The organism is Microvirga calopogonii (genome assembly GCF_003347665.1).
Classification (GTDB): domain Bacteria; phylum Pseudomonadota; class Alphaproteobacteria; order Rhizobiales; family Beijerinckiaceae; genus Microvirga; species Microvirga calopogonii.
Genome location: NZ_QDGA01000005.1, coordinates 1 through 22,386, shown reverse-complemented (window position 1 = coordinate 22,386; position 22,386 = coordinate 1). Strand labels below are relative to the sequence as shown.

The window sequence follows — 22,386 nt, the reverse complement described above, 5'->3', positions numbered from 1 at the left end:
GTCTGCTCCGGCATCGGCCTTCCAGGCCAAGCGGCCTGGATCGCGGCTCACGGCTTTAAGACTTCATCAACCTTAAATCCTCTCATGATGACGAGGTTCATCCCTATGCGTTCCGACGACACGATCTTCGCCATCGCTTCTGGTCACGGCCGCGCCGCCGTGTGCCTGATCCGGATCAGCGGGCCGGAAAGTCGCACCATTCTGGAGCGAATGGCCGGCAGGCTGCCGGAACCCCGTCGGGCGGTCGTACGCACCCTGAGGGATCCCGCGAGCGGTGAGCAGCTCGATCAGGCGCTGATCCTCTGGATGCCCGGGCCGGGGAGCTTCACCGGTGAGGACCAGGCCGAGCTTCAGATCCACGGTGGCCTGGCGACCAGGGCGGCCGTGTTGCGCGCCCTCGGCTCCCTGGAAAACTGCCGCGCGGCGGAAGCAGGCGAGTTCACCCGCCGGGCTTTCCTCAATGGACGGATGGACCTCGCCCAGGTCGAGGGTCTCGCCGACATCATCGATGCCGAGACGGAGGCGCAGCGTCGACAGGCCATGCGCCAGTTCGGCGGGCGACTGGGGAATGCCGCCGAGGGCTGGCGCGAGAGCGTTCTGCAGGTTCTGGCTCTTCTCGAAGCGAGCCTCGATTTCTCCGATGAGGGCGATGTGCCGGAGGATCTCGAAGCGGAGATCCTGCAGATGATCGACCGGGTGCACCGCGAGATCGGACAGGCCATGGCGAACCGGAGCGGCGAGCGCCTGCGCGAAGGTCTCACGGTCGTCCTGGCGGGGCCGCCGAACGCGGGAAAGTCGACCCTGCTGAATGCGCTCGCCCGGCGGGACGTGGCGATCGTATCGCCGATTGCCGGCACCACCCGCGACGTGATCGAGGTTCATTGCGATCTCGGGGGACTGCCGGTGATCATCGTCGATACCGCAGGCTTGCGGGAGAGCGCCGACGTGATCGAGCAGGAGGGTGTCTCTCGGGCCCGCGCCCGGGCGGAGAACGCCGACCTGGTGCTCTGGCTCGTGCCGCCGGAAGGCGAGGAGAGCACTCCGCCCCCGGCCCGGCGTCTGCTGCGGGTGGCGACGAAGTCGGACCTGGCCCGGGAGGAGCAGGGTTGCGACCTGAGGATCGCGGCTGCGACCGGGGAAGGATTGCCGGAACTGATCGCCCGCTTGGAGGAAGAAGCCGCCGCGCTGATGGGGCAGGGCGATGCCATCGTCACCCGTGAGCGTCACCGCAAGGCTCTCGAGCGGGCCCATGCGGCCCTTGAGCGCTCCCGTGTCATGCTCGTCAATCACGGTCCTGTCGAATTGGCTGCCGAGGAGGCCCGCTTGGCCGCCCGGGCCATTGGGGAGATTACCGGCCGTGTCGATGTGGAGGACGTGCTCGACCGGCTGTTCTCCAGCTTTTGCATCGGCAAGTAACAGACACGCTCGGTAACTCTGAATCGAATCGGTGAGAGACGGATTTCAGCTGTTCACGAATCGGTGGAACAATGCTGAATCGTGCTGGCATATCCTGTGCATGGGATGTGCACGACGAAGGTCGGGCCCAGAATGTTTCACGTGAAACATTTTGCCCTTTTGACCTCTATCGGGCGGGCAAATAGACCCAAGCGCATCGTGCAGAACAGGTACTTTCACACTTTCGTGCCGCGTTACGGGTTCGGTGCGAGAGGGAGCGTCGGACCGATCCCGGGTCTGCAAGTCCGGGTCCGATGCTCCGGGATGGAGAATTTTATGAGTCAGGTGTTCGATGTGATCGTCGTGGGCGGCGGACATGCGGGGTCGGAGGCGGCCGCTGCAGCCGCTCGTATGGGCGCACGCACGGCCCTCGTGACGCACAAGCTGACCACAATCGGCGCCATGTCCTGCAACCCGGCCATCGGTGGCCTGGGGAAGGGCCATCTCGTGCGGGAGATCGATGCCCTCGACGGAGTCATGGGGCGTGTCGCCGACCGGGCCGGCATTCAGTTTCGCCTGCTCAACCGCCGCAAGGGCCCCGCCGTAAGAGGCCCTCGCACTCAGGCTGACCGCAAGCTTTATGCCCGAGCCATGCAGGCCGAGCTGCTGCAGACGCCGAACCTGACCATCGTCGAAGGAGAGGCCGACGATCTCGTGGTCCAGCATGGCCGTATCGCCGGCCTCCTCCTGGCGGACGGACGGACCCTTGCGGCTGGATCCGTGATCATCACCACCGGCACCTTCCTGTCGGGCCTGATCCATATCGGTGAGAAGAAGATTCCGGCAGGCCGCATGGGAGAGCGCCCGTCCCTGGGCTTGCCGAAGACCTTCGAGCGTCTTGGCTTTACCCTCGGGCGGCTGAAGACCGGCACTCCGCCCCGTCTGGATGGCCGCACTATCGACTGGGCGGGGGTCGACAAGCAAGCGGCCGATGAAGAGCCGGTGCCGTTTTCCCTGCTGACCGATCGGATCGAGAACCCCCAGATCGAGTGCGGCATCACCCGGACCACGGAGAAGGTCCACGCGCTGATCCGGGATAACCTGCATCGCTCTGCCATGTATTCCGGCGAGATCCAGGGCCGGGGACCCCGCTATTGCCCCTCCATCGAGGACAAAGTGGTGCGGTTCGGCGACCGGGACGGACACCAGATCTTCCTCGAACCCGAGGGCCTTGACGATATCACGGTCTATCCGAACGGCATTTCAACCTCTCTGCCGGAGGATGTGCAGCTCGCCTTCCTGCAGCATATCCCGGGCCTGGAGAAGGTCCGCATGCTCCAGCCTGCCTATGCCATCGAGTACGATTATGTCGACCCGCGCAACCTGACCGCCGCGCTCGAGACGAAGGCGGTTCAGGGTCTCTTCCTGGCCGGACAGATCAACGGCACCACAGGCTATGAGGAAGCAGCCGCGCAGGGATTGGTGGCCGGCCTCAATGCGGCCCGTCGAGCTTCTGGCCAGGACGGTGTGGCGTTCGATCGGGCTGAGTCCTATATCGGCGTGCTCATCGACGACCTGATCACGCGAGGCGTGAGCGAGCCCTATCGGATGTTCACCTCCCGGTCCGAGTACCGGTTAAGCCTGCGCATCGACAATGTCGACGAGCGGCTGACCGGCAAAGGCTTGGAACTGGGCTGCGTCGGTTCATCGCGCGAGAAGCATTTCCAGCAGTCGCAGACCGAAATCCGGCAGACCCGGCAGCGTCTGGAGAGCCTCACCCTGACGCCTCGGGAGGCGTCTCGCCATGGTCTCGAGCTGAACCAGGACGGCGTTCGCCGCTCGGCCTACCAGCTCCTGTCCTATCCGAGTATCGGCTGGAGCGACCTCGCGCATGTCTGGCCGGAGCTTTCCGGAGTGTCCATTTCAGTGCGGGAGCGTCTGGAGACGGACGCGACTTATGCAGTTTATCTCGACCGTCAGCAGGCCGACATTGCCGCCTATCGCCGCGACGAAGGTGTCGTGCTGGAGGAGAGTATCGACTTTCAGGGGCTTCCGGGCTTGTCGAACGAGATCAAGGCCAAGCTCGATCTCATTCGTCCGAAGACCCTGGGTCAGGCTGCTAGGATCGAGGGCATCACGCCCGCCGCCCTGACGCTCCTGGCCGCGCATGCCCGCAAAGGTTCGGGACGTGGTGGTCGTTTGATCGAGTCTCTGTCGTGAGTTCTTCCGCCATGGTAACCGCATCAGACCTGAATGTTTCACGTGAAACATTCGAGAAGCTGGAATTGCTCGAACGCGAGCTTCGCCGCTGGCAGGCGATCAAGAACCTCGTCGGTCCGGCAACCCTGACCCAGATCTGGGACCGCCACATCGTCGACTCGCTCCAGCTTCTCGACCTTGTCCCGGATGCCAGGACTTGGCTGGATCTCGGCTCAGGTGCCGGCTTCCCCGGTCTGGTGCTCGCCATCGCGGGGGCGGAGAGGCGGCTCAATGTCCATCTCGTCGAGAGCAATTCACGTAAATGTGCCTTCCTCCGTCACATCGCCCGGCTGACCGGCGTGTCGGCAACAGTGCACGAAGCGCGGCTCGAGACCGTCGTGCCGAGTTTTATCGGCAAGGCTGATGTGGTCTCCGCTCGCGCCTTGGCATCGCTCGCCATGTTGCTGGATTGGACCGCCCCCTTGTTGAAAGCGGGGACAATGGGCCTGTTTCCCAAAGGGCGGGACGTCGAGACGGAATTGACCGAGGCGCGGAAAAAGTGGACATTCGCGGCAGAGATCCTGCCGAGCCTGACCGATTCCGAAGCCAGGATTCTTCGCATAACCTCCATCGAGAGCCATTCATGATGACCGACCGCAACGGATCCGAAGCAGGCGCGCGTGGCGTGACGCCGCGCGTTCTCGTGCTTGCCAACCAAAAGGGAGGCGTCGGCAAGACCACGACAGCGATCAACCTTGGCACGGCGCTGGCCGCCATCGGCGAGAAGGTGCTGATCGTCGACCTCGACCCGCAGGGCAATGCCTCGACCGGGCTGGGAATTGATCGCAAGAGCCGTCAGGTCTCGACCTATCACGTCCTCGCCGGAGAAGCGTCGCTGTCCGAGGCGATCACCGAAACAGTGGTGCCCGGCCTGTCGGTCGCGCCGTCGACTCTCGACCTGCTCGGAGTTGAGTTGGAGATCGCAAACGAGCGGAACCGGTCGCACCGGCTTCGCTCCGCGATTCAGGGACTTTCAGGCTTCGAGGTAAGTGAACCTTTTACCTATATTTTGATCGATTGCCCGCCATCGCTCAATCTTTTGACCATCAATGCCTTGGTGGCTGCTGACGCCGTTCTGGTCCCGCTCCAATGCGAATTTTTTGCCTTGGAAGGTCTCAGCCAGTTGCTCAAGACGGTCGAGCAGGTCCGCTCGGCCCTCAACCCGGACCTGTCGATCCACGGCGTGGTGCTGACCATGTTTGACCCGCGCAATAACCTCTCGGGCCAAGTCGTGGCCGATGTGCGTGAGTTCATGGGCAGCAAGGTCTACGAGACCATGATCCCGCGTAACGTTCGCGTGTCCGAAGCGCCGTCGCATGGCAAGCCGGTCCTGCTCTACGATCTGAAATGCGCGGGCTCGCAGGCCTATCTCCGTTTGGCGTCCGAAGTCATTCAGCGTGAACGCGCTCTGCGCGCGGCATAAAAATATTTGAGAGAGACAATGGCAGAAGAAGGTAAGTCGCGCTTGGGTCGTGGATTGGCCGCCCTGATCGGGGAGGTCGGCGACGAGATGGGGAACCTCGAGCGCAAGGGCTTCGTCCCGCGCCACGTGCCGGTAGAATTCCTGCGCCCGAATCCGCGCAACCCGCGCAAGGTTTTCGATGACGAAGATCTGCAGGAGCTGACCCAGTCGATCAAAGACCGCGGCATTATCCAGCCCATCGTGGTGCGGTCCGTGGGGAATGCGGAGAATTACGAGATTGTCGCCGGCGAGCGTCGCTGGCGCGCGGCGCAGAAGGCGGGCCTGCACAAGGTGCCGGTGGTCATCGTCACCATCGACGATAAGACCTCCCTCGAATACGCGATCCTCGAGAATGTCCAACGCGCCGATCTCAACCCGATCGAGGAATCGGAAGGCTATTCGCGCCTGATGGTCGAGTTTTCCTACACGCAGGAGAACCTCTCGAAGATTATCGGCAAGAGCCGCAGCCACATCGCCAACATGCTGCGCCTGGCCGATCTGCCGCCCGGCGTACGCAAGCTCCTGATGGAGCGCAAGCTGACGGCGGGACACGGCCGTGCGCTGCTCTCCGTGAAGGACCCGGTCCAGGTGGCCAAGCGCGTTCTCGACGAGGGCCTGAGCGTACGTCAGGTCGAGGAGATCGCGCAAAACGACAACGCGACGCCCGAAAAGGCGGAGGCCAAGGCGGAAAAGGCGGCCAAAGCCGAAAAGGACCCGGACACCCGCGCCCTCGAGAGAGCCCTGCAGGATGTGCTCGGCCTCACCGTCAGCATCGACCACAAGGCCAAGGGCGGCGAATTGCGCATAAAGTACAAGACCCTTGAGCAGCTCGACGGCCTGTGCCGGCGGTTGAATCCGTAAAATTTTCAGGCGTGCTCGTGTCATTCCGGGGCGGCTCTTCAGAGCCGAACCCGGGACCCATAAACACAGCAGCGCAAGTCAGACTGAGCAGCGTTACGCCTCTTCCTGTTCGGTCAGCGATTATGGGTTCCGGATTCCGCTGCGCGGCCCCGGAATGACATCCGTCACGTCATTAAGTAAACGTCAAGCTTCACCGCGTTGGAATGGTCGGGACGAGCCAAGCCATGACAAGAGGGGTGCTCTTGGATAGAGGACAGCTTAGCGCCGTGCCGCCCGCGCAATATCCAGCAAGGTCTTCGCCGCAATCGTATCGTCCAGGTCGGAGAGGCGGCGGGTTTGCAGAAGACTGGCCTGAAGAAGCGCGATCGCGTTCCTGAGACTGTCGCTCGTCCAGCGTTGAAGGTGGCGTTCCACCAGGGGTTTGCGCCGAAAATGCAGGCTGCGCATGGTTTCCATGACGGCCGGGATCGGCCGGCCTTCCTCAACGGAAAGACGTGCCGTCAGCAGCATCAGGGCATGGCGAAGCGCGGCGCCGAGCAGCACGGCCGCGTTGACACCCTCGGCGGCAAGACGTCGGGAGCCGGTTTCCAGACCCGTTCCCTCGCCGCCGAACGCGGCATCGACCACCGCGTCCATGGCCAGGCTCGACACGTCGCTCATGATCGCGTCCACATCCTCCAGGCTGATCTCGCGCTGGCCGTGGGCATAAAGCATGAGCTTGGAGAGTTCTCCGCGTGTGGCCAGCCGGTCGCCGCCGAGGCTCGCGATCAGAGCCGTGCGCGCCTCGCGCTGGATGGAAAAGCCGCCGGCCTTCAGGGTCTCGTCGACGACCGTGCCGAGGTCGCGGCCCGTGTCGGCATAGCAGGGCAGGGCAAGCGCCTTCTGCGAACGCTCGCAGAGCGTCCGCAGCGGCGAGGATTTCTGCAGGTCGCCTCCCTCGATGACGATCACCGCGTCCTGAAGCTCGCCTTTCAGGACTGCATCAACCGCCGGCGCGATGTTGCGCGAAGTCGATTTCACCCAGATGGCGCGTTTGCCGCCGAACAGGCCCATGGTCCCGGCCTCGTCGGCAAGGCGGGCAGGGTCTGAGGCGATGTCGTCGCCGTCGATCCGGATGAGCTGGAAGGGGTCGGAGGGATCGTCCACCGAGCGCTCGGCGACCATGCGGGCACGCTCGTTGATTAGGCCCGTGTCGGGCCCGTAGAACAGGAACACGCCGATCCGCGGATCGGGGCGCCGCAGCGCTCCATCCACGTCACCTGCTTTGACGGCAACCATCGGCTCAGCTTGTGGTTGCGAGCGCCGCCGACAACCGGGTCTTCACCTGCTGCGCCAGATCCTTGGCGAGCCTGATTTCCGCGTCGCGTCCCGCCCGGATGTTGGCGAAGCGCTGAGTGAAGCGGTCGAAGCTCGTGGACGAGGTCGCCGTGCCCTGCGAGACCACGGTTTTTCCGTCCAGGCTCGTGAGGGTATAGGTCAGGGTGCCGGCGACGATGACGGAGCTGGCTGTGCCGGTCTGGCTGTCGACGACAGGGCTCGACCGGTTTTCGCTCAATTTGAGGGCGAGCATGTAGCGCTTGGGCGTATCCGATCCCGAGCCGTTGAGGGCATAGATCATTTCGCTGCGCAGGTAATGGCCGGCATTCGCGAGCGACGGCGGCCAATCCACCATCGGCACGTCGATGGAGGCGAGCACCGTCTGGAGCGACTCGCCCGAGGCCGTCGGGCCGTAAAGCGGACGGAAGCAGGCGGACAGGCCAAGAGACAGGCCTGCCACGACAACCATGTGGGCAAGGCCTTTGAACTTAAGCGACGACATTCACGATCCTTTGGGGAACCACGATGATCTTGCGGGCGGGCTTCCCTTCCATGGCCTTCTGCACGGCCTCGAGCGAGAGCACAGCCGCCTCGACTGTAGCCTGATCGGCATCGCGGGCAACCGTCACGTCGGCCCGCTTCTTGCCGTTGACCTGAACCGGCAGAGTGACCGTGTCCTCCACCAGCAGCGACCGGTCAAGAACCGGCCAGTCGGCGTCGGACACGAGGCCCGTCTGGTTCAGGGATTCCCAGCATTCCTCGGCGAGATGCGGCATCATCGGAGCCAGCAGCTGCACGAAGATGCGCCCGGCCTCGGCGAAAGCCGCGCTCAGGCCCGGCTCGTCGCTGGTCTTGGCCTGATTCGACAGGTCCTGCAGGGAGTTGGCCAGCTCGTAGAGATGGGCCACGCAGCGGTTGAAGCGCAGGCGCTCGACGTCGTCCTCGACGGCCGCCAAGGCCTTGTGCGCGGCCTTGCGGACGGCGAGCGCAATCGGGCCATCGCCGGAAACGCCATCGGCGCTGCCGATGCGCTCGGCGATGTCACCGATCAGGCGCCACACGCGCTGGACGAAGCGGCCGGCGCCCTGCACGCCTTCCTCGGTCCAGATCACGTCGCGCTCCGGCGGCGAGTCGGAGAGCATGAACCAACGGGCAGTATCGGCCCCGTAGGATGCGATGATCTCGTCCGGATCGACTGTGTTCTTCTTCGACTTCGACATCTTCTCGATGGAGCCGATCTCGATCGGAGCGCCGGTCTCCACATGGAAGGCCTTGCGCGTATTACCCTGCGTCTCGAAGCGCACGTCGGCGGGCAGCACCCAGCCGCCATTCTGGTCCTTGTAGGTCTCATGGACCACCATGCCCTGCGTGAACAGGCCCGCGAAGGGCTCGTCCAGGCCGGCATGCCCCGTCTCCTTCATCGCGCGGGTGAAGAAGCGCGAATAGAGCAGGTGCAGGATCGCGTGCTCGATGCCACCGATATACTGGTCGACCGGCAGCCAGGCATCGACCGTCGCCCGGTCGGTGGGCCTGTCGGTCAGGGTCGGATCGGTAAAGCGTGCGAAGTACCAGGACGAATCGACGAACGTGTCCATCGTGTCCGTCTCGCGCCGGGCCTTACCCCCGCATTGCGGGCAATCCACGTGCTTCCAGGTCGGGTGGCGGTCGAGCGGGTTGCCCGGCACATCAAAGGACACGTCCTCCGGCAGTTCAACCGGAAGTTGATCTTTCGGAACCGGCACCACACCGCAGGCATCGCAATGGATGACCGGGATCGGGCAGCCCCAGTAGCGCTGGCGCGAGATGCCCCAGTCGCGCAGGCGGAAATTCACCTTGCGCTCGGCCACCGGGTGATTGCCCCGAATCTGCGATTCCAGGCGGCGGGCGACCTCTTCCTTGGCCTCCGCGATGGTCATGCCGTCGAGGAAGCGGGAATTGATCATCCGCCCCTCGCCGTCATAGGCGATGTCGGTGACGACGAAGGAGGCCGGGTCCACGTCCGGCGGGCAGACGACCGGGGTGTTGCCCAGGCCGTACTTGTTGACGAAATCCAGGTCGCGCTGGTCGTGCGCCGGGCAGCCGAAGATGGCGCCCGTGCCGTATTCCATCAGGATGAAGTTCGCCACGTAGACCGGCAGCGTCCAGTCCGGATCGAAGGGATGCTCGGCGCGGATCCCCGTGTCGAAGCCGAGCTTCTCGGCCTTGTCGATGGTCTCCTGGGCGGTGCCCATGCGCTTGGTTTCTTCAATGAAGGCTGCAAGCTCCGGATTCTTCTCGGCAGCGGCCTTCGCCAGCGGATGATCAGGCGCGACCGCCATGAACTTCGCGCCGAACAGGGTGTCGGGACGCGTCGTGTAGATCTGCAGCTCGGTCTCGCCGTTCGGCACCGTCTCCGGCTTCAAGGCGAAGCGGACCAGCAGGCCCTCGGAGCGGCCGATCCAGTTGCGCTGCATCAGGCGCACCTTCTCGGGCCAGCGGTCCAGCGTGTCCAGCCTGTCGTCCAAGTCCTGGGCGAAATCGGTGATCTTTAAAAACCACTGGGTCAGCTCGCGCTGCTCGACCAGGGCGCCCGAACGCCAGCCGCGCCCGTCGATCACCTGCTCATTGGCCAGCACCGTGTGGTCGACAGGATCCCAGTTCACCTTCGCGGTCTTGCGATCGACGAGGCCCTTTTCCAGGAAGTCCAGGAACATGCGCTGCTGGTGCTTGTAATAGCTCGGGTCGCAGGTCGCGATCTCGCGGCTCCAGTCCAGCGACAGGCCCATGCTCTGCAGCTGGGCGCGCATGGTGGCGATGTTGGCATAGGTCCATTCCTTGGGGTGGACCTTGTTCTGCATGGCGGCGTTCTCGGCCGGCATGCCAAAGGCATCCCAGCCCATCGGATGGAGCACGTTGAAGCCCTTGGCCCGCTTGTAGCGCGCCACCACGTCGCCCATGGTGTAGTTGCGCACGTGGCCCATATGGATGCGCCCCGACGGATAGGGAAACATCTCGAGCACGTAGTATTTCGGGCGTGGATCGTCGTTGTTCGTCTTGAACAGGTCGCGGTCGTTCCAGACCTTCCGCCATTTCAGCTCGGCTTCCTTGGCGTTGTAGCGCTCGGGCCTCATTTTTCTCGTCACATCCGTCATTGATCAGCGAAGCGGCTTGCGCCGCCGGGTTGCGGCGGACTAGGACACAGCTCTCCCGCGCGGTCAACGGTTTCGCGCATGCGAGACGATCTTGAGAGGGTCCCATGAGCGAGAACGACGCAGTCGAAGGTCTGAGACAGGTCCGGGAGAGCATCCGGCGCGCAGCCTCCGATTATGGCCGCGACCCGTCCTCGATCACCCTCGTGGCGGTCTCGAAGACCTTCCCGGCGGAGGCGATCGAGCCCGTGCTTGCTGCGGGCCAGCGGGTCTTCGGCGAGAACTACGTGCAGGAGGCCAAAGCCAAGTGGCCGGCCCTGCGCGAGCGCTATCCCGACGTGGAGCTCCACATGATCGGCCCGCTGCAGTCGAACAAGGCCAAGGAGGCGGTGGAGCTCTTCGACGTGATCCATGCCCTCGACCGCCCGTCTCTCGCCGAGGCGCTGGCCAAGGAGATCGCCAAGCAGGGCAAAAAACCCCGCCTGCTGGTGCAGGTGAACACCGGCGAGGAGCCGCAGAAGGGTGGCGTGATCCCGACCGAGGTGGATGCGTTTCTCGAAGCCTGCCGCAGCCGGTATGGCCTGGAGATCGAGGGCCTCATGTGCATCCCGCCGGCGGAGGACCCGCCGTCCCCCCATTTCGCCCTGCTCAACACCATCGCCAAGCGCCACGGCTTAAAGTGGCTCTCCATGGGCATGAGCGCCGATTTCGACGCCGCGATCCAGCTCGGCGCCACCCATGTGCGGGTGGGCAGCGCGATCTTCGGGACAAGACCAAGGACGAAGGTTGGCTGAGGCGAGCCTCCGGCCGGAGCGCGCCTGAGAAAAGAGCATGAATAGGGTTGCGCTAGAGAGTGGATCCCTTTCCCGTCTTCCGGCCGCCGGGGATGACACCCACCACGTCATGGCCGGGCTTGTCCCGGCCATCCCGGTGCTGTGAAGCGCCTCACCTCGATCCATCGAGATCACCGGCACGAGGCCGGTGATGACGTGGCGGGCTGTTTACCCGCGCTCGCTGTCGAGCATGGCCATCTGGGGAGCGGCGTAGCGGTCGCCCGCAGCAGAGCCTCGGGGCACGGCTTGCTCGATGGCCGCGAGATCCTCCTCCGTCAGTCTCACGTCCAGCGCCCCAAGGGCCTCGCTGAGCCGGTCGCGGCGGCGCGCACCGATGAGCGGGACGATGTCGTCACCCTGCGCGGCCACCCAGGCGATGGCGATCTGCGCCACGCTGACGCCCTTCCGGTCCGCCACTCGCTTGAGGGCCTCGACCAGGGCCAGGTTTTTCTCGACATTGCCTTCCTGGAAACGCGGGCTGTGGGCGCGGAAATCGCCAGGGCTGGCCTCGCCCTTGCTCCAATGACCGCTGATCAGGCCGCGCGAGAGCACTCCATAGGCGGTGATGCCGATGCCGAGTTCGCGGCAGACGGGCAGGATGCCGTCCTCGATACCGCGCGAGATCAGGGAATATTCGATCTGCAGGTCGCAGATCGGGTGTACGCTGGCTGCCCGGCGGATGGTCTCGGGTCCAACCTCGGAGAGGCCGATATGGCGCACGAAGCCAGCCTTCACCATGTCGGCGATCGCCCCGATGGTGTCCTCGATCGGCACGTTGGGATCGAGCCGGGCCGGGCGGTAGATATCGATGTAATCGACCCGCAGGCGCTGCAGGGTATAGGCGAGGAAGCTTTTGACGGCCTGCGGACGCGCATCGTAGCCGAGCCAGGCGCCGGTCGGATCGCGCATGGCACCGAACTTCACGCTGATGAGCGCCTGATCGCGGTCGCGGCCCCGGAGCGCCTCGCCGATCAGCATCTCGTTATGGCCCATGCCGTAGAAATCGCCCGTATCGAGCAGGGTGATGCCGGCCTCGAGCGCCGCATGGATGGTAGCGATGCTCTCTGCCCGGTCGGCCGGTCCGTACATGCCGGACATGCCCATGCAGCCGAGGCCGAGGGCGGAAACGGAGGGACCGGATTGTCCCAAGCGGCGGTGTTGCATCCTTCGATCTCCTGAAATGTCGGCCAACGGCGTCCGCTGGCATGAACGGATCATGCCCGCTTCCGGTTCGTGCGATAATCCGGCATAACCGGGACAGGCTGTTTGGATTTTCGAACAATGAGCGATGTGGACCTGGCGGATCTCGAAGCCTTCGCGGCGGTGGCGCGGGCGCGAAGCTTCCGCAGCGTGGCGCGGCTGCGCGGTGTCTCGGCCTCCACCTTGAGCGAAGCCCTGAGACGTCTGGAGACCCGCCTCGGGGTGCGGCTGCTCAACCGCACGACCCGCAGCGTCACCCCGACGGAAGCCGGGCAGCGGCTGCTCCAGCGCCTCGGCCCGGCCCTGAGCGAGGTCGCGGCGGCGCTCGATGCCGTCAACGGCTTTCGCGACTCACCGACCGGAACGCTGCGGCTCAACGTGCCCACGGCGGTGGCCCGCCTTGTGCTGCCGCCGATCATCGGCCCCTTTCTCGCTGAACATCCCGGGATCGTTCTGGAGGTGATCAGCGATGACAGCTTCGTCGACGTCCTGGCGGCCGGGTTCGATGCGGGAATCCGCTACGACGAGCGGCTGGAAAAGGACATGATCGCCGTGTCCATCGGCCCGCGCGTGCAGCGCTTCGTCGTGGCCGGGTCGCCGGCGTATTTCGCCGCCCATGGCCGACCGACGCATCCGAAGGAGCTTCTGAACCACGCCTGCATCCGCCATCGCTTCGCCAGCGGCGTGATGCACCCTTGGGAATTCGAGCGAGACGGCGAGGTCATCAAGATCACGCCCACCGCGCGGGTGATCGCCAACAGCATCGACCTGGAGGTCACGGCGGCGATCCAGGGGCTCGGCCTGATCGCCACCTTCGAGGGCTTCGTGGAGCAGGAGCTGAAGAGCGGCGTCCTCGAGCCGGTGCTGGAGGATTGGCTGCAGCCGTTCTCCGGGCCCTTTCTCTACTACCCGAGCCGCCGCCACATGCCGGCTCCCCTGCGCGCCTTCGTGGACTTCATCAAGAGGCGATAACGTCTCGAGATTGCATCTCTGGCGCATCCCGGTTAAGCTTAAATTTTCGATCGGCATTCGAACCAGGGAGGGCTGCATGTTTGAAGCAATGCATCAACGCAAGTTCGGCCCCTGGCACGCCCTGCAGCAGCTTGTTGCAGGGCCGACCGTCGAACGGATCTGACAGCCTTCTCTCTGTCTCCATCTCATTCTGGTCAGCTCTGAACGGCTCATCGCGCTTTTGGCTCCGCAAGGATTCAGGCGCCTGACACGTTCAAGATTTTTCGCGCTTCCGATGGCTTCTGCCCGAACGCGCCGCACCAATGAGATGTCTCCATGGCCGCTTTGAGCCTTCGCAATGTCACCGTCATTGCCCATACACCCCTTTTTCAGAACTTGAACCTCGTCATCGGCGAGGGCGACCGCCTCGGTCTCGTGGCCGCCAACGGCGCCGGAAAATCGACGCTTCTCAAATGTCTCGCCGGTCTTGTCGAACCGACGCATGGCGACATCGTCCGCTCGCGAGGATTGCGCATCGCGCTCGTGGAGCAGGACGTACCCGCGAACCTGCTCGACCTGTCCCTGCATGACATGCTGCATCGGGCCTTGCCGGCGAACGAGCGCGAGGGTCAGGAATGGCGCGTCGACATGGTGCTCGACGAGTTCAAAGCGCCCGCCGACCTGCGCACATTGCCGATGCGCGCGCTCAGCGGCGGCTGGCAGCGCCTCGCGCTCATCGCGCGGGCGTGGATCACCCAACCGGATCTGCTTCTGCTCGACGAGCCCACGAACCATCTCGACCTCGAAAAGCTCTTCAAGCTGGAAGCCTGGATCAATGCGGCGAGCTATACCGCGCCCATCGTGGTCGCGAGCCACGACCGCGACTTCCTCGATGCCTGTACGACGAAAACCCTTTTCCTGCGGCCCGAGGAATCCGTTGTCTTCTCGCATTCCTATCGTGGCGCCCGCGCCTTGCTCAACGGGCATGATGCGGCGGCGCAGACGCAGCGCGACAAGACCCTGCGCGAGGTCAAGCGCCTTCGCCAAAGCGCCTCGGTGTTGCGCAATGTGGGCATCAACAGCGGCAGCGATGCGGCGCAGATCAAATCCGCGCAGATCAAGCGCCGCGCGGACGCCTTGGAGCAGACCGCGCGTTCCGTGCACAAGGAGCGGCCGGGCGAGATCAGGCTTGCCAATCGCGGCACCCATGCGCGGGTTCTCGTGGCGCTGGAGACCGTCACCGTGCAGGCGCCGGATGGGCGAAATCTTTTCACGATTCCGAAACTCGATGTGGCGCAGGGTGAGCGCATCGTCGTGCTCGGCCGCAACGGCGCGGGTAAATCGCAATTCGTGCGCCTGCTGCACGGAGCGATGAACCGTCCGGACGGGCTGCCCGGTATTCGCGTCAATCCGAGCCTCGCCCTCGGCTATGTGGACCAGGACATGGCGCAGTTGCCGGAAAGGAGCACCGCGCACGACTTCATCCTGTCGCGCTTCCGCCTAGGCGATCAGCGCAGCCGCGCGGTGCTGGCCGAAGCGGGCTTTTCCATCGAGAGGCAAGATTTATCCATCGCGAAACTGTCGCCGGGCCAGAAGGCACGGCTCGGCCTGCTCGCCCTGCGCCTGTCTGAGCCGAACGTCTATCTCATGGACGAGCCCACCAACCACGTGGACATTTCAGGCCGCGAGCAGCTGGAATCCGAAATCCTCGACGCGCAGGCTACCTGCATCGTCGTGTCCCACGACCGCAGCTTCGTCAAAACCATCGGCACGCGGTTTCTGCTCATCGAAAGAGGCAGGCTGCGCGAGATCGATGGGCCGGAGGAGTTTTATGAGAGTGTGGTTGGGTGAGGGGTGGCTGACGCGCTTCATGAGTTGCGGAAATGAAGCCTTGCTGGCTCACCTCAGACCTCATCCTGAGGAGGTCACGTCAGTGACCGTCTCGAAGGACGAGGGCTAAGGGAAGCGCCTTCACGTCGGGAAGCGCCGCGATGAATACACTCCATGTCATCACCAGCACCGGGCCGGCCATGACGACTGGCATTACCCCAGGATCTCGATCCGCGTCTTGGGCCCGATCCGCTCCAGCAGGCGGCGGATCATGCGTTTGTCGACGGCGACGCAGCCTTCCGTGGGCAGGAAGCCCGGGCGGGCGAGGTGGAGGAAGATGGCGCTGCCGCGGCCCTTGACGATCGGCCCGCGGTTCCAGGCGATGTCTAGCACCACGTCGTAAAGATGATCGTCCCGCCACATCGTCTCATGGCTGGTCGGGCAGGGCAGGGGCACGAGCCGGTTGTAGCGGCGGTCCCTCACGTCGTCCGACCAGCCGTCGCTCGGGCGGATCGGCCTTAAGCCGAGGCCGGTCCGGGGGCGTGGGCCGTGGTCGGGCCGGTAGAAGGCCTGCAGGATCCGGAAGCGCCCGACCGGCGAGGCGCCGTCGCCCTCGCGCTTGGCATGGCTCGTGCCGGAACGCCCCAGGGCGCAGGGAACAACGAGGTTGCCGGCCTCGAGGCGCCCGCGCCGGTGGTCGAGCGGGGAGCGAAAGACGCGGATGACATTGACGCGAGAACGTTTCATCGGCAGTGGAAGGGACGGGAGGTCCCTCTTGTTGTCAAGCTGGGAATGACTACTCTTATGCGTCGAGCATGATCCGAAGCTCAAGGCTTGCGCCGGCGAAACCCGGGCGGCGATGGTCGAACCGGATCGTGCGCGGCGACAAGAGAGCGAACGAACCGGCTTGAGGCTTGAGGATTTTTCGCTATTGGAAGGCCGCTTCTGCCATGTCGCGGTTCCTCGTGTTGAAGGGTTTGAGATGTCGAATGCCAGCCGCCTCCTCGTCGTCGATGACGATCAGGACCTGCGCGACACCCTAGCCGAACAGCTCGGATTTTATGACGAGTTTCAGGTTGCGACCGCCGACACGGCCACCGGCGCCATTGAGGCGGTGAAGGGGGACCGGATCGATCTCGCCATCATGGATGTGGGCCTGCCCGACATGGATGGGCGGGAGGCGGTCAAGGTCATGCGCCAGAACGGCTTCCGCAGCCCGATCATCATGCTCACGGCGCAAGGATCGGACACCGATACGGTGATGGGCCTCGAGGCCGGTGCCAACGATTACGTGGTCAAGCCGTTCAAGTTCGCCGTGCTGCTCGCCCGCATCCGGGCCCAGCTGCGCCAATACGAGGCGAGCGAGGACGCGGTGTTCCAGATCGGCCCCTACATCTTCCGACCGGGCTCCAAGCTGCTCACCACCGACAAGGGCTCCAAGCTCAAGCTGACGGAAAAGGAAACGGCGATCCTGCGCTATCTCTACCGCGCCGGTCAGGCGGTGGTCGGGCGCGATACGCTGCTCACCGAGGTCTGGGGCTACAATTCCAATGTGACCACCCACACCCTCGAAACGCATATCTACCGTCTGCGCCAGAAGATCGAGGCCGATCCGTCCAACGCGAGCATCCTGGTCACCGAGCCCGGCGGCTACAAGCTGATCCCTTAGATCATGGCGCTCGACGACGATATCGCGGTCTTGAGCCAGGCTCCGCTGTTCAACCTGCTGGAGCGGGATGCCCTGCGCCTCGTCGCCTTCGCGTCCGAAAGCCGGACCTATCGCGAGGGCGACGTGCTGTTCCGCAAGGGTGACCGCTCGGATGGCGGCTACGTGGTGAGCCGCGGCGCCATCGCGCTCGACGCCAGCGAGAACGGTTCGCCCGAGGCCTTCGTGGCCGGTCCCGGCGCCCTTATCGGGCAGACGGCCCTGTTCGCCCGCATCGAGCGTCGCGCGACCGCCACCGCCCGCGAACCCTCGGCCATCATCCGCGTGACGCCGAGCCTCATGCGCCGGGTGCTGGAGGAGTTCCCCGACGCCGCCGCGGCCATCCAGGACGCCATGGCGGACGAGCTGGCCCGCCTCACGGAAGGCCTGGAGCGGGTCCGCCAGCAGCTCATCGCCATCGACGGCGAGGAAATTCCCGCGAAGGCGCCGGACGAGGCTTAAGGGGGATCCCCCTTAAGCCGCCTTCACGTCCGACAGGAAGACGTCGACCTCGCGGCTGAGGTTTTCCGCGTAGCGGGCGAGTTCCTGGGCCGCGCCGAGAACCTGCGTGGCCGCAGTGCCCGTTTCGCCCGCACCGTGCTTCACGCTGTCGATGCTCTCCGTCACCTGGCCCGTGCCGCGGGCGGCCTCCTGAACACTGCGCGAGATCTCGCCCGTCGTGGCGCCCTGCTCCTCCATGGCGGCCGCGATCCCGGTCGAGATGGCCGAGATTTGGTCGATGATGGTCTGGATGCCATGGATCGCGCCCACGGCTTCCTGGGTGGCTCCCTGAATCTGGGCGATCTGCGAGCCGATCTCCTCGGTCGCCTTGGCGGTCTGGGTCGCGAGGTTTTTCACCTCGGAGGCCACCACGGCGAAACCCTTGCCGGCTTCTCCCGCGCGGGCCGCCTCGATGGTGGCGTTGAGCGCCAGCAGGTTGGTCTGGGCGGCAAGGTTGTTGATCAGCGTGATCACGTCGCCGATGCGCTCGGCGCTGCTCGACAGGGCCTGCACGATGCCGTTCGTCCGCTTGGCGTTCTCGACCGCCTCGAACGAGATCTGGGACGACTGGTTGACCTGCCGGGCGATCTCCCGGATCGAGATCGACATCTCCTCGGTCGCCGCCGCGACGGTCTGCACGCTGCTCGAGGTCTGCTCGGCGGCTGCCGCCACGCTGACGGATTGCCGGTTGGTCCGGTCGGCCGTGACCGTCATGGTCTGGGCGGTCGCCTCCATTTCCGAGGCCGCAGCGGCCAGCCCTTGCGTTAGGGCCGAGACATTGGCCTCGAAATGGCGGGTCAGCTCGTCGAGCTTCAGGGCGCGCTGCATCTTCGCGTCGCTCTCGGTGGCCTGCTCGGCGGCCAGCCGCTGACGATCCACCGTGTTCCCGCGGAAGATCTCCACCGCCCGGGCCATCTCGCCGATCTCGTTCTTCCAGGCCACGTACGGGACCGTCAGGGCCGTCTCCCCATGGGCCAGGCTCTTCATGGTCTGAGCCAGTTTCGGAATCGGCCGGAACAGCATCCGGGCCGACAGGATCGCCGCCAGCGTCAGCATGAGGACGGCCGCGAGGGAGACCATCCCCATCTGCCACATGAGGCGGTTTGCCGAGGCTTCGAGCGCGGTGACCTGATACCCGCTGCCGAGGACGCCCAGAACCTGTCCGGACTGGCCGAAGACAGGCAGGTTCACCAGAAGATAGTCGGCTCCGAGGATCGTGGCCTTGCCCACATAGGTGCCTCCCGCCGACACGACGGGGAAGATCACGCCGTTGCGATCCATGGCCGTGCCGACCGCGCGGGAGCCGTCGGGATTGCGCATGTTGGTGGCGCGGCGAATGAAGTTTCCATTGGAATCCTTCACGAACAGCGTGGCGGGGGCCTGCGTCGCCTCGGCGATCCGGTCGGCGAGTTCGTCGCTGTAGAACACCGCGTCGTCGTTCACCGTGATCCCGGTGACGGCGCCCGTGCCGTCCTTCTTCACGTTAAGGCTGTCGATGGAGCCGCGCAGGATGCCCACGAAGGTCCGCACGTTGGATTGCAGCTGGGCCAGCGCCTTGGTCTGGACGTCCGAGCGGGTCTGAAGGGACACGACCGCGAAGAGAGCGGCGGCGGTCAGGACGACGAACGCCACCATGGCGGCCGTCGTGAGGTGGGAAAGCTTCCGATTGGCGAAGAACTGCACGGCTATTTACCTTAGGGAATGTCGTGCAGAACCTTTCGCAAAAAGCGGTTAATAAGATCTCAAAGGCATAAGGACGGAACTATACTTTCACAGCTCCAGCACCGCCGTCACGGGGGCGTGATCCGAGGGACGCTCCCAGCCGCGGGTCTCGCGGGTGACGTCGATGGAGCGCAGGCTGTCCTGCATGCCCTTCGACAGCCAGATGTGATCGAGCCGGCGGCCCTTGTCGGCGGCGGCCCAATCGGGCGAACGGTAGCTCCACCAGGAATAGATCTTTTCGGGCTCGGGGCGCAGGACCCGCATGGCGTCGATCCACTCCGCCTCCTGGCGCAACTCCTCCAGCGCGTCCGTTTCGACCGGGGTGTGGCTCACCACGTCCAGAAGCTGCTTGTGGCTCCACACGTCGTGCTCCAGGGGCGCCACGTTGAGATCGCCGACCAGGATCGCCGGACCCGAAGTGGGCTTCGCGCGGCCGCCCCAGGAGCGCATCTCGGCCATGAAATCGAGCTTGTGCCGGAATTTCTCGTTGAGGTCCGGATCGGGAATATCGCCGCCCGCCGGGACGTAGAAGTTATGGATCGTGAGGCCCGCCGCCGCCTTGGCCTCGCGGCTCAGGGTCACGGTGATGTGGCGGGCGTCCTGACGGCCGCACATCTCCATCACGCTCGTCTCGGAGAACGGATAGCGGGACAGGATGGCGACGCCGTTATAGCCCTTCTGGCCCATATGGACCACGAAGGGATAGCCGAAGGCCTGCAGGTCCTTGAGCGGCAGCTTGTCGTTCGGGCACTTGGTCTCCTGCAGGCACAGGATGTCCGGGCGGCGCTCCTTCAGGAAGCGGCCCACCTGATCGAGGCGCAGGCGAACGGAATTGATGTTCCAGGTCGAGACGGTCAGTTGCACGGAGAAAGCCCCTCGGAAGACCTCCTCGGGCTACGACAGATTTCAGCCGGAGGGAAGGGCGAGCTCGGCATCCCCGCACCAAAAAGCCGGGATTGGTTCTCTCATGTCATCATCGGCACAAGGCCGGCCATGACATCGACCAGAGAGACCTACTTATTCCCACCCACGAGGATGTCGTACTGGATCTTGAACAGGTCCTGGTCGATCCTTCGGCCGCGCTCGGTCTTGCCCAGCACTACCACCGTCTGGAACCCTTGCGCGTCGACGATGCGCCACTGGCTCAGGTGTTCCACCTGGGGGTCGAAAGTGAGGGTGATACGCGAGGTGCCGCCCAGGGTCGATGAATCCTCCAGGCCGATGCGCACCGAATCGCCGTCGTTGGTGATGCCGGTGATCCGGATGTCCCGGCCGAGATTGACCTGCTCGCGTAGGAGGAACTTCAATGGGGTCTGGGAGATCGAATAGAGATCCTGGGTAGCGAGCTTGCGATCGCGCACGGCAAGCGAACGCCCGTCGGCGATCACCTCCAGGGTCGCGGGTGGATCGTATTCGAACCGCACCTTGCCGGGGCGTTGGAGGTAGAGGGTGCCGCCCTGCCGCCGTCCGTCACCGCCGATCTGCGTGAAATCGGCCACCAGCGTGGTCAGGTTCGTGAAATAGGCGTTCGCCCGCTCCACCACCGTGCTGTTCGGCAGGGGCTGGCCGAGGGCCACGGGCTCCACCGCCGCGGTCACGACGGGTCTTGGCGCGATGGCGACGGGCTCTGCTTCCGACGGGCGTTCGACCTCCGTCACGGCCGGGCGGCTCGGCGGCAGGGGCGCGGTTGCGGCCAGAACCTGCTCCGCATTGGCCGGCCTCGGGATCACGGGCCGGGACGGCGGGATCTCGGCGACCGCCGGACGTGCGTGGTGGAACGAGGCGGTCGGCAGGTGAGGGAGAGAAGGACCGAAGGCCTGGGCCGCCGCCGGGCGGGTCGGAGCCAGGATCATGTCGATCGGAAGCGTCTGTGCCACGGCCGGCAGGGCCCCCGCGCAGAGGGCGGTCGCCAGGCTGACGAGAGGGATGGGACGCATCCGGATCAATCTCCTTCGAAGCATCATGACCGATGCTTGGCCATTGTACATGGCCCGAAAGAATGACGCAGACCAGCGGCCAAGGTTCCGATTAGTGCATTGTGCCGAAAAGGGGCGCCGGTTTTCGGTTCTGAACAATGCATATTTCAAAGGATTCGCATCGGCCCCGAAAGTACAAATCTGCTTTCGGGTCCGATGCTCGGAAGCCCTAATCCTCTCCCATCCCTGGGGTTTCAAGCAGAATTTCGCGTTTACCGGCGTGGTTTGCGGGCCCGACGATGCCCTCGTTTTCCATGCGCTCCATCAGCGAGGCGGCGCGGTTGTAGCCGATCTGGAGCCGGCGCTGGATGTAGCTCGTCGAGGCCTTCTTGTCGCGCAAGACCACCGCCACCGCCTGGTCGTACAGGTCGCCGCCCGGCGCCCCGAACTCGCCCTGGTCGAACACCGGCGCGTCGCCGGCCGCCGCGCCGCCCTCGTCCTCCTCGGCCGTGACCGCCTCCAGGTACTGCGGCCGGCCCTGGCGCTTGAGATGCGCCACCACCTTCTCCACCTCCTCGTCGGAGCAGAACGGCCCGTGCACGCGCGTGATCCGCCCGCCGCCGGCCATGTACAGCATGTCGCCTTGTCCCAAGAGCTGCTCGGCGCCCATCTCGCCGAGGATCGTGCGGCTGTCGATCTTCGACGTCACCTGGAACGAGATCCTTGTCGGGAAGTTCGCCTTGATCGTGCCGGTGATCACGTCCACGCTCGGGCGCTGCGTCGCCAGGATCACGTGGATGCCCGCCGCCCGCGCCATCTGGGCCAGGCGCTGGATCGCGCCCTCGATCTCCTTGCCGGCCACCATCATCAGGTCGGCCATCTCGTCGACGATCACCACGATGTAGGGCAAGGCGTCGAGATCCATCACCTCGTCCTCGTAGACCGCCTCGCCGGTCTCGCGGTCGAAGCCGGTCTGCACCGTGCGGGTGATGGTCTCGCCGCGGGCTTTCGCCTCGACCACGCGGGCGTTGAAGCCGTCGATGTTGCGCACCCCGAGCTTCGACATCTTGCGGTAGCGGTCCTCCATCTCGCGCACCGCCCATTTGAGCGCCACGACCGCCTTCTTCGGGTCGGTCACCACCGGGGTGAGCAGGTGCGGGATGCCGTCGTAGACCGAGAGCTCGAGCATCTTGGGGTCGACCATGATCAGCCGGCACTCGGCCGGCGAGAGCCGGTAGACCAGCGACAGGATCATGGTGTTGATCGCCACCGACTTGCCCGAGCCGGTGGTGCCGGCGACGAGCAG

The 22,386-nt window shown here is 64.9% G+C and carries 19 protein-coding genes; 10 read left to right on the top strand and 9 right to left on the bottom strand.

Translation table 11 applies throughout. The features are described from left to right. Positions 1-105 precede the first annotated feature (105 nt). The 5 genes from mnmE to DDF70_RS06970 all read left to right on the top strand — a co-directional run bounded on the left by mnmE (position 106) and on the right by DDF70_RS06970 (position 5,977). Entirely contained in the window at positions 106-1,416 is a 1,311-nt protein-coding gene (mnmE, locus tag DDF70_RS06990) for a tRNA uridine-5-carboxymethylaminomethyl(34) synthesis GTPase MnmE (protein ID WP_245435398.1), read from the top strand. 315 nt (positions 1,417-1,731) lie between these two features. Next, positions 1,732-3,615 carry a tRNA uridine-5-carboxymethylaminomethyl(34) synthesis enzyme MnmG gene (gene mnmG, locus DDF70_RS06985; protein WP_114944156.1) on the top strand — a complete coding sequence of 628 codons (1,884 nt, stop codon included), beginning with the start codon at positions 1,732-1,734 and terminating at the stop codon, positions 3,613-3,615. A gap of 11 nt (positions 3,616-3,626) precedes the next feature. Continuing rightward, positions 3,627-4,241, top strand: a complete 615-nt coding sequence (gene rsmG / locus DDF70_RS06980) for a 16S rRNA (guanine(527)-N(7))-methyltransferase RsmG (protein ID WP_114944155.1) — start codon at positions 3,627-3,629, stop codon at positions 4,239-4,241. After that, positions 4,238-5,077 carry a ParA family protein gene (locus tag DDF70_RS06975; protein WP_114944154.1) on the top strand — a complete coding sequence of 280 codons (840 nt, stop codon included), beginning with the start codon at positions 4,238-4,240 and terminating at the stop codon, positions 5,075-5,077. The genes rsmG and DDF70_RS06975 overlap by 4 nt, the downstream gene beginning before the upstream one ends. Before the next feature lie 18 nt (positions 5,078-5,095). Then, the gene (locus DDF70_RS06970) at positions 5,096-5,977 is read left to right on the top strand and encodes a ParB/RepB/Spo0J family partition protein (protein WP_114944153.1); all 882 of its coding nucleotides are present in this window, start codon (positions 5,096-5,098) and stop codon (positions 5,975-5,977) included. A 258-nt stretch (positions 5,978-6,235) separates the two neighbouring features. Here the strand turns inward: DDF70_RS06970 and holA are convergent, their stop codons facing one another. The 3 genes from holA to leuS are packed head-to-tail and all read right to left on the bottom strand — an operon-like array spanning position 6,236 to position 10,404. Continuing rightward, positions 6,236-7,255, bottom strand: coding sequence for a DNA polymerase III subunit delta (gene holA / locus DDF70_RS06965; protein ID WP_114944152.1), 1,020 nt, complete (start codon positions 7,253-7,255; stop codon positions 6,236-6,238). A 4-nt stretch (positions 7,256-7,259) separates the two neighbouring features. Next, the gene (gene lptE / locus DDF70_RS06960) at positions 7,260-7,796 is read right to left on the bottom strand and encodes an LPS assembly lipoprotein LptE (protein WP_114944151.1); all 537 of its coding nucleotides are present in this window, start codon (positions 7,794-7,796) and stop codon (positions 7,260-7,262) included. Beyond that, complete coding sequence (gene leuS, locus DDF70_RS06955) at positions 7,783-10,404, bottom strand: leucine--tRNA ligase (RefSeq protein ID WP_114944150.1); 2,622 nt, start codon at positions 10,402-10,404, stop codon at positions 7,783-7,785. The genes lptE and leuS overlap by 14 nt, the downstream gene beginning before the upstream one ends. 125 nt (positions 10,405-10,529) lie before the next feature. Between leuS and DDF70_RS06950 the strand changes: the two genes are divergently transcribed. Further along, positions 10,530-11,216, top strand: coding sequence for a YggS family pyridoxal phosphate-dependent enzyme (locus tag DDF70_RS06950; protein ID WP_114944149.1), 687 nt, complete (start codon positions 10,530-10,532; stop codon positions 11,214-11,216). Positions 11,217-11,423: 207 nt separating this feature from the next. Here DDF70_RS06950 and DDF70_RS06945 read toward each other — a convergent pair whose 3' ends face one another. Next, positions 11,424-12,419, bottom strand: a complete 996-nt coding sequence (locus DDF70_RS06945; RefSeq protein ID WP_114944148.1) for an aldo/keto reductase — start codon at positions 12,417-12,419, stop codon at positions 11,424-11,426. 117 nt (positions 12,420-12,536) lie between these two features. On the opposite strand from DDF70_RS06945, the gene DDF70_RS06940 reads away from it, so the two are divergent. Together DDF70_RS06940 and DDF70_RS06935 are read left to right on the top strand one after the other, a co-directional pair. Then, positions 12,537-13,427: a LysR family transcriptional regulator gene (locus DDF70_RS06940; protein WP_114944147.1), complete on the top strand. Its 891-nt coding sequence runs from the start codon at positions 12,537-12,539 to the stop codon at positions 13,425-13,427. 315 nt (positions 13,428-13,742) lie between these two features. Continuing rightward, the gene (locus DDF70_RS06935; protein WP_114944146.1) at positions 13,743-15,257 is read left to right on the top strand and encodes an ABC-F family ATP-binding cassette domain-containing protein; all 1,515 of its coding nucleotides are present in this window, start codon (positions 13,743-13,745) and stop codon (positions 15,255-15,257) included. A 192-nt stretch (positions 15,258-15,449) separates the two neighbouring features. On the opposite strand, the gene DDF70_RS06930 is transcribed toward DDF70_RS06935, so the two are convergent. Next, on the bottom strand, positions 15,450-15,983 hold the full coding sequence (locus DDF70_RS06930) for a L,D-transpeptidase family protein (protein WP_114944145.1): 534 nt from the start codon (positions 15,981-15,983) through the stop codon (positions 15,450-15,452). 235 nt (positions 15,984-16,218) lie between these two features. Between DDF70_RS06930 and DDF70_RS06925 the strand changes: the two genes are divergently transcribed. Both DDF70_RS06925 and DDF70_RS06920 read left to right on the top strand, forming a co-directional pair. Next, positions 16,219-16,905, top strand: a complete 687-nt coding sequence (locus DDF70_RS06925; RefSeq protein WP_114944144.1) for a response regulator transcription factor — start codon at positions 16,219-16,221, stop codon at positions 16,903-16,905. A gap of 3 nt (positions 16,906-16,908) precedes the next feature. Then, positions 16,909-17,403, top strand: a complete 495-nt coding sequence (locus DDF70_RS06920; RefSeq protein ID WP_114944143.1) for a cyclic nucleotide-binding domain-containing protein — start codon at positions 16,909-16,911, stop codon at positions 17,401-17,403. A gap of 12 nt (positions 17,404-17,415) precedes the next feature. Here DDF70_RS06920 and DDF70_RS06915 read toward each other — a convergent pair whose 3' ends face one another. From DDF70_RS06915 to DDF70_RS06900, 4 genes are all read right to left on the bottom strand, one after another. Next, a complete protein-coding gene (locus tag DDF70_RS06915; protein WP_114944142.1) occupies positions 17,416-19,125 on the bottom strand; it encodes a methyl-accepting chemotaxis protein in 1,710 nt (569 codons plus the stop codon). A gap of 87 nt (positions 19,126-19,212) precedes the next feature. After that, positions 19,213-20,028, bottom strand: coding sequence for an exodeoxyribonuclease III (gene xth, locus DDF70_RS06910; RefSeq protein WP_114944141.1), 816 nt, complete (start codon positions 20,026-20,028; stop codon positions 19,213-19,215). 149 nt (positions 20,029-20,177) lie between these two features. Then, positions 20,178-21,101, bottom strand: coding sequence for an outer-membrane lipoprotein carrier protein LolA (locus tag DDF70_RS06905; RefSeq protein WP_245435397.1), 924 nt, complete (start codon positions 21,099-21,101; stop codon positions 20,178-20,180). A gap of 208 nt (positions 21,102-21,309) precedes the next feature. Further along, a partial coding sequence (locus DDF70_RS06900) for a DNA translocase FtsK (RefSeq protein WP_281024344.1) occupies positions 21,310-22,386 on the bottom strand: 1,077 nt, incomplete at its 5' end.

Coding starts and splice junctions, on each gene's coding strand:
- DDF70_RS06945 (WP_114944148.1), bottom strand. CDS start 12,419: ATGCAACACCGCCGCTTGGGACAATCCGGTCCCTCCGTTTCCGCCCTC.
- lptE (WP_114944151.1), bottom strand. CDS start 7,796: ATGTCGTCGCTTAAGTTCAAAGGCCTTGCCCACATGGTTGTCGTGGCA.
- DDF70_RS06970 (WP_114944153.1), top strand. CDS start 5,096: ATGGCAGAAGAAGGTAAGTCGCGCTTGGGTCGTGGATTGGCCGCCCTG.
- DDF70_RS06930 (WP_114944145.1), bottom strand. CDS start 15,983: ATGAAACGTTCTCGCGTCAATGTCATCCGCGTCTTTCGCTCCCCGCTC.
- DDF70_RS06950 (WP_114944149.1), top strand. CDS start 10,530: ATGAGCGAGAACGACGCAGTCGAAGGTCTGAGACAGGTCCGGGAGAGC.
- DDF70_RS06920 (WP_114944143.1), top strand. CDS start 16,909: ATGGCGCTCGACGACGATATCGCGGTCTTGAGCCAGGCTCCGCTGTTC.
- DDF70_RS06935 (WP_114944146.1), top strand. CDS start 13,743: ATGGCCGCTTTGAGCCTTCGCAATGTCACCGTCATTGCCCATACACCC.
- mnmG (WP_114944156.1), top strand. CDS start 1,732: ATGAGTCAGGTGTTCGATGTGATCGTCGTGGGCGGCGGACATGCGGGG.
- DDF70_RS06925 (WP_114944144.1), top strand. CDS start 16,219: ATGTCGAATGCCAGCCGCCTCCTCGTCGTCGATGACGATCAGGACCTG.
- DDF70_RS06905 (WP_245435397.1), bottom strand. CDS start 21,101: ATGCGTCCCATCCCTCTCGTCAGCCTGGCGACCGCCCTCTGCGCGGGG.
- mnmE (WP_245435398.1), top strand. CDS start 106: ATGCGTTCCGACGACACGATCTTCGCCATCGCTTCTGGTCACGGCCGC.
- holA (WP_114944152.1), bottom strand. CDS start 7,255: ATGGTTGCCGTCAAAGCAGGTGACGTGGATGGAGCGCTGCGGCGCCCC.
- rsmG (WP_114944155.1), top strand. CDS start 3,627: ATGGTAACCGCATCAGACCTGAATGTTTCACGTGAAACATTCGAGAAG.
- leuS (WP_114944150.1), bottom strand. CDS start 10,404: ATGAGGCCCGAGCGCTACAACGCCAAGGAAGCCGAGCTGAAATGGCGG.
- DDF70_RS06975 (WP_114944154.1), top strand. CDS start 4,238: ATGATGACCGACCGCAACGGATCCGAAGCAGGCGCGCGTGGCGTGACG.
- DDF70_RS06940 (WP_114944147.1), top strand. CDS start 12,537: ATGAGCGATGTGGACCTGGCGGATCTCGAAGCCTTCGCGGCGGTGGCG.